We start from the raw sequence: 7,452 nt of genomic DNA, 5'->3' as shown, positions 1-7,452 counted from the left end.
ACATACGGTTCTCCCGGGTGCAACGCGACAAGGTCTACGTGCAGCACGTGATGCGCAAGCAGGGCAGCCGGGGGTCGGGGGGAGCGATCGGGGGCTGCTCGGCGGCCGGTGCCGGCGCCGTCTGGGGCGCCTCGGTGCGCGCGAACAGCCCGGCGAGCAGACCGTCGACCCATAGCCGGGTGGTGGAATCGAACGGAGCGTTCTGGGGCAGGGTGGGCACCCCCGAGCGGCGTCCGGCTTCCGTGCGCAGCCCCGCGACGAGGCCGGCCAGGTAGGAGCGGCCGAGCGGACCGAACTGCGGCGCCGGTTCGTTTGCCACCCCGAGGAGTTCGGCGAACGCGTCGACGCGGGCCAGGCTGATCTCGTCGCCCGTCGGCACGGCGTCGCTCGAATCGGGTTGCGCGACGGCGACCTTCGTCAGAGATACCGCGCAGGCCTTGAACTCGGGCTGATGGGAGACCGGGTCGACGGCGTCGTTGGTGACGGCGTTGATCGACAGGTACTCGCCGAAGACGTCGTTCCAGTGGAACGGCGCAAAGCAGTTGCCGGGCCGGACCCGGTCGGTGATGACGGCGGGCAGCACGGCCCGGCCGCGGCGGGAGGCGATTTCGACCGGGTCGTCATCGCAGATCTCCAGCCGGGCCGCGTCGTCGGGATGGATTTCGACGAACGGCCCGGGGTTGAGCTTGTTGAGTTTGGCCACCTTTCCGGTCTTGGTCATCGTGTGCCACTGGTGCGGCAGGCGCCCGGTGTTGAGCAGGAACGGGAAGTCGTCGTCGGGCATTTCGTCGGGCAGCAGGTGCGGGCGGGCGAAGAACACCGCGCGACCGCTCGGGGTGGGGAAGGCCAGCCGTGGCGCGGTGCCGTCCTCGCGGACCAGGCGGGCCTGGCTGACACCGTCATTCAGGTAGCGGGTGGGGTTGCGGTCGGCACCGTCGGGCGGGCACGGCCACTGCAGCGGCGTCCGGTGCAACCGAGAGTAGCTGGCGCCGCGCAGGTCGTAGCCCGTCACGGGGTTCCAGAATCGTTTGATCTCCTCGAACACCTCCTCCGCGGAGTCATAGCTGAACGACTCGGAAAACCCCATCGCGCAGGCGATTCGGGCGATGATCTGCCAGTCCGGCAGCGCTTGGCCCGGCGCGTTGAGGGCCGGCTGGAACAGGGTCAGGTTTCGCTCGGAATTGACCATCACCCCTTCGGCCTCCGACCACAGGGCGGCCGGCAACAACACGTCGGCATACTCGTTGGTCTCGGTCTCCAGGAACGCGTCCTGGGCGATCACCAGCTCCGCGCGTTCCAGACCGGCCAGTACGGTCCTCCGGTTCGCCACGGAGCCAATGGGATTGGTGCAGACGATCCAGCAGGCCTTGATCTGGCCGTCGGCCATGCGGGAAAACATGTCGACGGTGCCGGTGCCGACCTCGGTGCGCAGCGATCCGCGCGGAATGCCCCACTGGTCCTCGACGAATTCGCGGTCGGCGACCGAGGCCACCGAGCGCTGACCGGGTAGACCCGGTCCCATGTAACCCATTTCGCGGCCGCCCATGGCGTTGGGCTGCCCGGTGAGCGAGAAGGGACCGCTGCCGGGTTTGCAGATCGTGCCGGTCGCCAGGTGCAGGTTGCAGATGGCGTTGGTGTTCCAGGTGCCGTGGGTGCTCTGGTTGAGCCCCATCGTCCAGCAGCTCATGAAGTTTTCGGCTTCACCGATCCAGCGCGCCGCGGTGCGGATGTCTTCGCTTGGGATGCCGGTGATTTCGCCGACGCGTTCCGGACTGTACTGCCCGAGGAAGCTCGGCATCACCTCCCAGCCTTCGGTGAATTCGGCGATGAATTCGGCATCGGTGTGACCGTTTTGGACGATCAGGTGCAGCAGCCCGTTGAGCAGCGCGAGATCGGTCCCGGGGGCGATCTGCAGGAACAGGCAGGCTTTCTCGGCGGTCGCGGTGCGGCGCGGATCCACCACGATCAGCTTGGCGCCGGCCTTGACGCGTTCCATCATGCGCAGGAACAGGATCGGGTGGCAGTCGGCCATGTTGGAGCCGATGACCAGGAACACGTCGGCCGCGTCGAAGTCCTGGTATGAGCCGGGCGGTCCGTCGGCGCCCAAGGACAGCTTGTAGCCGGAACCCGCGCTGGCCATGCACAGCCGCGAATTCGACTCGATCTGGTTGGTGCCGATGAAGCCCTTGGTCAGCTTGTTCGCCAAATATTGGGCCTCGATGGACATCTGGCCCGACACGTACATGGCGAAGGAGTCGGGGCCGTGCCGGTCGATGATCGCCCGGAGCCGCTGCGCGCACCGAGTTATCGCGTCGTCGATGTCGATCGGCTCGAGGGGCTCGCCGCGGTCGGCCCGCACGTGTGCCGATTCCATCCGGCCGGGCGCGGCCAGCATGTCGGATGTGGTCGCGCCCTTCGTGCACAGCCGGCCGAAGTTGGCCGGGTGGCTTTTGCTTCCAACAGCTTTCGTAACGTGACGACGGCCGCTTGCCCGGTCGGCTGTGACTTGCAACACCATGCCGCAACCGACACCGCAGTAGGCGCACATGCTCTGCACGGCGTCCCCGCGGACACCATGGGGCTCTGTGGCCACGCCTACTTTCCTCCCCTCGAGCGCAAAAGGGCCTAATGCACCAAATAGTGCGGCAACGATGTTTCGGCATCGGGTGTCCGATGTTTCCGCCGTTTTACGGCTTCCTTTCACCGGATCCGGGCTAGCGTGTGAGGTCCCCGGAATGCCAGGTAATCGCAGGTCAGCGCTGATCCGCGACGTCGGCCAGGTTACCCGCGTTCCCCGGTGATTTGGCCCTCAGAAGCCCGCTTCCGACGAAACAAATGGGACATTCACAGATTTCGTTAAGCTCACAATGTGCGCCGCCCATTTGTGATTCTGCTGATCCTGTTGGTGTCGGCCTGTGGGGGTAAACCGACGGCGCCGCCGGCATCGCGGGGCGATGCATGCAAGGATTCCGACGGGCCGACCGCCGACACGGTGCGGCAGGCCATCGCCTCGGTGCCGGTCGAGGTGCCGGGCTCGACGTGGGTCGAAATCGCGCGGGGGCACACCAAGAAGTGCCGGCTGTACTGGGTTCAGATCATCCCGACCATCGCCAGCGAGTCGACGCCGCAGCAGCTCCTTTTCTTCGACCACAACACACCGCTGGGCTCGCCCACGCCGAACCCGAAGCCGTACATCACGGTGCTGCCGCCCTCCGACGACACGATCACCGTTCAGTACCAATGGCAGGTCGGCAAGGACGAACCCTGTTGTCCCACCGGAATCGGCACGGTGAAGTTCCAGATCGGATCCGACGGCAAGCTGCAGGCGCTCGGCAAGATCCCGCATCAATAGCGCTGGCGCACAAGCTGACTCGCCGAGTGTGTGGCCTATGGACGGATTCAATGCGGTTTACGTACCTAAGGCCCACAGTCGGCGTCCAAACCCACACCGCCGAAAGTGTCAGTCCGGCAGGTTCTCCGGGTGCAGCATCTCCGCGTACCGCAGCGGTTCGGGGATGCCGAACCCGTCCACCAGCGTCTCGGCGTAGGGGCGCAGCTTGCGGCATCGATCGTTGATGCCGCGGGTGACGGCCTTGGCCCGCCCGGTGGACAGGTAGCCATGCTCGATGTACCAGGCCTTGTCGTCCTCGATCACCGACAATGCGTACAAATCGCAGACCATTTCGAGTAGCTCGCGGGCGTCCGCGTCCTCGCACGAGTCGATCCCGGCGACGAACGCCTCCAGCACTATCCGGTCGATGTGCGCGCTCGCCGCGTGCAGCACGTGATCCTGCACGGCGTTGAACGCGTCGAACTCCGACATCTCCTTGGACTTGCCTTGCAGCCGGCGCGCCACCGACGACAAAAGGTAGTCCTCGCGTTCCTCGAACATGGTGACCTGGGTGCCGCGGTTGAACAGGCTGCCTTCCTCTTCGCTGTCCTGGCGGGCGTCGATGATCGTCTGCATGATCGCTTCGGCCGCAGTGCGTTTCCGCACCCGCTCACCGACGGTGTTGGCGGCGAACCGCACCCATTCGACCGGGCTCATGCTGCGGATGTCGTCGGCATAGGCCGTCAGCAGCTCCTTGGCCACCAATTGGGTCAGCACATGGTTGTCGCCCTCGAACGTGGTGAACACGTCGGTGTCGCCGCGCAGCCCGATCAGGCGGTTCTCGGCCATGTAACCCGCGCCGCCGCAGGCTTCCCGCGCCTCCTGGATGGCCCGGGACGCGTGCCAGGTGTTGGCCGCCTTGAGCCCCGCGGCCCGCGCTTCCAGCTCGCGCTGCTCGTCGGCGTCGGGCGCGTCCGCGGTCTGGATGTCGTGGCACTTGCTGACCAGCTCGTTCTGGGCGAACTGCAGCGCGTATGACCTCGCGATCAACGGAAACAGCCGGCGCTGATGCACCAGGTAGTCCATGATCAGCACCTCGGTGTCGTCGTTCGGGGCCTTGAATTGCCTGCGCTGCAACGCATATCGAGTCGCGATGTCCAGCGCGACGCGCGCGGCGGCGCCGGCGCTGCCGCCCACCGTGATCCGGCCGCGAACCAGCGTGCCCAGCATGGTGAAGAACCGGCGGTTGGGGTTGTCGATCGGCGAACTGTAGGTGCCGTCCGGCGCCACGTCGCCGTATTTGTTCAGCAGGTTCACCCGCGGGACGCGGACGTGATCGAAGACTATGCGGCCGTTGTCCACACCGGGCAGGCCGCCCTTGTACTCGCAGTCCGACGTCGTCACCCCGGGCAGGTCGTTGCCGTCGGCGTCGCGGATCGGGACCAGAACGCAGTGCACGCCGTGGTTGACCGGCTTTCCGTCCTCGGTGGTGATCAATTGCGCGAAAACCGCTGCCATGGTGGCGGTTTGGGCGGCGCCGCCGATGTAATCCTTGCGGGCCGTCGGGGTGGGGGAGTCGATGACGAACTCCTCGGTCTCGGCGTCGTAGGTTGCGGTGGTCTCCACCGACTGGACGTCGCTGCCGTGCCCGGTCTCGGTCATCGCGAAGCAACCGCGCAGCTCGAGGCTGATGATCTGCTTCACGTACGCCTCGTGGTGGCGCTCGGTGCCAAGGTTCTCGACGGCACCGCCGAACAGCCCCCACTGGACCCCGGCCTTGACCATCAGCGACAGGTCCGACATCGCGAGCATCTCGATCATCGTGATCGCCGCGCCCACGTCGCCGGTGCCACCGTGCTCCTTGCGGAAGTTGTCGGCGGCGGCCCCGAACGCCGCCATGATCCGCATTTGCTCGGCCACCTTGGTGCGGGCGATCACCGTGTTCGGCGTGTAATGCGGGCGGAACAGCTCCTCGGTCATCGTGGCCCGCATCCGGTTCTTCACGTCGCGCCACCGCCCGTCCAAGGCGTTGCGCAAATGTTCGGCGGTGCTCTTCGTGTCTGATGCCATGAAAGGACGGTAACCCGCTGCTCAGGCCTTGAAACAGACCTTGAATAACAATCGCCCAACGTGCACTGACTGCGGCTCTCGGGCCGGATTTTCGCGCTGAGTGCACGCTCGGCGCGGCGCTGGGGTCAGGTCGGCCGTTTGGGCGCCCGCAGCCGGTAGAGGGCAAAGCCGGCCGCGCCGGCACCGAAGCCCAACAGCATCACCATGTCGAAGATCCACCAGCCCGAATAGTGCGTCCACATCAGGGCGTTGGCGGCGAGCGCGTCGACCCTGCGCAGATCGGCGACCGACGCCGACGCCGCGAAGCCCCACTGGGCCGGGACGAACCACGAAACCTGCTGAAAGCCCCACTTGCTCACCAGCTGCACCAGGCTCCCGTTGAACAGCAGCGACGCCAGGATCACCAGCACCAGCAGCGGCAGCACCTCGCGCAGCCGGTTGCCCATCGCGGACAGCGCCAGCCCGACGACCGCCGACACGACTGCCGTCGCGCCGACGCTCAGAAAGAGCTCGGCCGTGGCCCCGCCGGAGAAGCCCAACAGCACCGGGCCGTGCACCGGCCCGCCTTTCACGACGACGACGATCGCGAAGACGATGCCCGACAGGACGAGCGCGGCCAGGCCGAAGACGAGGATCTTGGCGCCCAGGTAGGCCGGGGCCGGAAGCCCGAGCGCCTGCTCGCGGCGGAAGGGGCGGCGCTCTTCGACCAGCGTGCGGATGGTCAGGGCGGTCCCCACGATCACCGCGGCGATGTTGAGCGCGGCCAGGATTTCGATGGCTTCGTGGGGGTTGGAGCTGCTCGGGTTGGGCCGCTCCAGCCCGGAATCGCCGGGGATCAATAAGGCCAGCGCCGCCAACACGAAGGGCAGGATCGCCAGGAACAGGAAGTACAGGTGGTCGGCGAAGAGCAGGCGCAGCTGACGACGGGCGAGCAGCCGGACTTGCCGCTTGGTGGCGAGCTTTTCGGGCAGCGGCCACGGCGCGGCGACTTCCGGCGGCGTGGGCCCGGTCGGCGCTGGTTGCCGCACCCGAAACTCGCGGTGTGCGCCGTCCGGATCGGCGCCGACCTGCTCGAGGACTCTGGCCCAGTCGGTGCTGCCCATCGCGGACTCGACCTGCAACGGGGTCCCGAGGAAGGCCGGGGCGCCCCGCGCGGTCAGGACCAGCACCTGGTCGCAGAGGTTGAGGTTGTTCAGCGACGAGTGCGACGGCATCGCGACCACCACGACACAGCCGATGTCGGCCTGTCGGCGCAGGATCGCCATCACGCGGTCTTGCTGCGGCGCGTCGAGCCCGGCGCCGGGATCGTCGACCACCAGCAGCGTCGGCCGGGTGACCAGTTCGACGGCCAGCGACGCGCACCGGCGCAGCTCGGGTGGCAGTTTGCTGATCCGCGTCGCGCGGTGGGGCGCCAGCTCGAGCTCCTCGAGCACCTGGTCGACCACCCGCCGACGGTGCTCCGCGGCGGTGTCCGGCGGCAGGCGCAGTTCGGCGGCGTAGCCCAGGGCCTGTTCGACCGTGAGCCGCGGGTGCAGGGACGCATCGCCGCGCACGATCCCGATGCGCGAGCGCATCGACTCGGGCTCGGCGTGCACATCGTGGCCGTCGACCGTAATCGTTCCGGAGCTGAGTTCCCTTGTGCCGGCCAGCAGTTCGAGCAGCGCCGAATTGCGCGCCGTCGACGGCCCCACGATCGCGGTCAGCGTCCCCACGGCAGCCGTGAACGAGATGTCCGTGAGCACCTCGTGCCCGTCGACCGTGAGTCCCAGCTGGTACGCCGTCACCCCGCTGGTCCGCGCGCCGGATCGCAGCGGCAGCCGATACGTCGTGTTGCCCTCTTGGGTGCGGAAGGAGGGGCCCGCGGTCGGCAGCTTCCGCGTGGTCATCCGCTCGATCAGGCCCGGAGCGTCGTTTGGCGGTTCGTCCGCTGCGGCCTCTGCGGCTTCGACAAGGGGCGGCGTCGGGGGTTCCGACGGGGCGGGCGTCCGACGGCCACGACGCGCACGCTCGGCCGTCGCGGCCGGGGCGGTGGCGGTGCTGGCCGCGCGTCC

The 7,452-nt window shown here is 67.6% G+C and carries 3 protein-coding genes and 1 pseudogene; 1 reads left to right on the top strand and 3 read right to left on the bottom strand.

Annotated elements, in window-relative coordinates:
• Window positions 1-79: 79 nt before the first annotated feature.
• Window positions 80-2,548, bottom strand: a pseudogene (locus A5712_RS09075) (molybdopterin oxidoreductase family protein); the annotation flags it as partial.
• A gap of 321 nt (window positions 2,549-2,869) precedes the next feature.
• On the opposite strand from A5712_RS09075, the gene A5712_RS09070 reads away from it, so the two are divergent.
• Complete coding sequence (locus tag A5712_RS09070) at window positions 2,870-3,352, top strand: LppP/LprE family lipoprotein (protein ID WP_369830376.1); 483 nt, start codon at window positions 2,870-2,872, stop codon at window positions 3,350-3,352.
• Between the two features lie 108 nt (window positions 3,353-3,460).
• Here A5712_RS09070 and A5712_RS09065 read toward each other — a convergent pair whose 3' ends face one another.
• Window positions 3,461-5,401, bottom strand: coding sequence for an acyl-CoA dehydrogenase (locus tag A5712_RS09065; RefSeq protein ID WP_068103709.1), 1,941 nt, complete (start codon window positions 5,399-5,401; stop codon window positions 3,461-3,463).
• Window positions 5,402-5,526: 125 nt separating this feature from the next.
• A partial coding sequence (locus A5712_RS09060) for an ATP-binding cassette domain-containing protein (RefSeq protein ID WP_231982068.1) occupies window positions 5,527-7,452 on the bottom strand: 1,926 nt, incomplete at its 5' end.

Source organism: Mycobacterium sp. E2327 (genome assembly GCF_001672675.1).
Lineage (GTDB): Bacteria > Actinomycetota > Actinomycetes > Mycobacteriales > Mycobacteriaceae > Mycobacterium.
Note: the sequence above shows the minus strand (reverse complement) of the source record. Positions and strands in the feature narration are given on the sequence as shown.

Bases quoted from the DNA above. Each gene is read 5' to 3' on its own strand.
- A5712_RS09065 (WP_068103709.1), bottom strand. From the start codon at position 5,401: ATGGCATCAGACACGAAGAGCACCGCCGAACATTTGCGCAACGCCTTG.